Source organism: Rubellimicrobium roseum, from assembly GCF_006152145.1.
GTDB classification, from domain to species: Bacteria; Pseudomonadota; Alphaproteobacteria; order Rhodobacterales; family Rhodobacteraceae; genus Rubellimicrobium; species Rubellimicrobium roseum.
On record NZ_VDFV01000144.1, the window covers coordinates 1 to 1375 of the forward strand.

Consider the following 1375-nt stretch of genomic DNA (forward strand, 5'->3'; position numbering starts at 1 on the left):
TCCGTCGTTCCCGGGGCGCCCGAGGACAGCCTCCGGCCGATGCGAACGGGCGGGTCGGGCCGTGGCGAAGGGCAGGACCGCAAGGCGCCGGTCGCGCGGGCCGCGTCCATGAGCGCGCCGGCGAGGGCCGGAGACCCCGCCAGCGTCCTGTGCCTTCGTCAACTCGTGCCGGCCCGGGGTGCCGGAGTCACGCCGGGTCCTCGAAGTGGCGCGCCATTGTCGCGACGATCATGGCGGCCGAGACCGCGCCGGGGTCGGGGTGGCCGAGGCTGCGGTCGCCCAGGCGCGCGGCGCGGCCCAACTGCGCCACCAGGTCCGCCGTGCCCTGCGCGCCCGCCTCGGCGGCCCGCGCGATGCGGCTCAGCCGCTCGGGCAGGGGGCCGTCGCTCCCCGCCGCCTCGGCCGCCGGGGCCCAGGCGTCGAACATGGTCTTCTGGCCCACCTGCGCCTTGCCGCGGTGGGCGATGCCCTCGGCCATGGCGGCGACGAGCGCGGGCGTTTCCTCGCGCGGCATGGCGGCCCGCGGCCCGGCGGCCTTGCCCGCCCGCAGGAAGGCCGTGGCGTAGAGCGGCCCCGAGGAGGCGCCCACGGCGTTCAGGAAGCCCTTGGCGGCGGCGTTGAGCTTGTCCTGGAGCGTGCCCTCGGGCAGCGCCACCACCGCGTCGCGGGCGGCCGTCATGCCCTGGAGCATGGCGATGCCGTGGTCGGCGTCGCCGATCACCCCGTCGAGCCGGCACAGGTGGTCGCGCTCCTCGGCCATCTTGGTGACCAGGGCCTCGAAGAGCGCGTCGAGGTCGCGGGTCGTGAAGTCGCTCATCTCAGCCCACCCGGAACATGGCGCAGTCGCAGGGATGGTCGATCAGGCGCCGGAGCTCGTCGTCCAGGTGCATGACCGTGATCGAGGCGCCCGCCATCTCGAGCGAGGTGCAAAGGGGGCCGACCAGCGTGGCGTGGATCTGGAGCCCCGCCTGCTGGAGCCGCTCGGCCACGCGGGCGTTGAGGATGTAGAGCTCCATCAGCGGCGTGGAGCCCAGCGAGTTCACCAGCACCGCCACGCGGTCGCCGGGGGCGGCCCCCATCTCCGCGAGGATCGCGTCCATGATCTCGTCCACGACCTCGTTGGCGGGGCGCAGGGGCCCGCGCCGCACCCCGGGCTCGCCGTGGATGCCCATGCCGATCTCCATCTCGCCGGCGGGCAGGTCGAAGTTCGGGCGCCGGGTCTGGGGCAGCGAGCAGGCCGACAGCGCCACGCCCATGGTGAAGGTGCGGGCGTTGGCATGGCGGGCCACACGCTCCACCTCGTCCAAGGGCATCAGGAGGTCGGCGGCGGCGCCCGCGGCCTTGAAGACGAACACGTTGCCCGCCACGCCGCGCC

General features: G+C 75.1%; 2 protein-coding genes. Both read right to left on the minus strand.

Annotation, left to right across the window (positions count from 1 at the left end; genetic code table 11):
• Positions 1-187: 187 nt before the first annotated feature.
• On the minus strand, positions 188-817 hold the full coding sequence (dhaL, locus tag FHG71_RS23220) for a dihydroxyacetone kinase subunit DhaL (protein ID WP_139084169.1): 630 nt from the start codon (positions 815-817) through the stop codon (positions 188-190).
• A gap of 1 nt (position 818) precedes the next feature.
• Positions 819-1375, minus strand: a 557-nt coding sequence (locus FHG71_RS23225; protein WP_139084170.1) for a dihydroxyacetone kinase subunit DhaK, incomplete at its 5' end; no start/stop codon positions are given.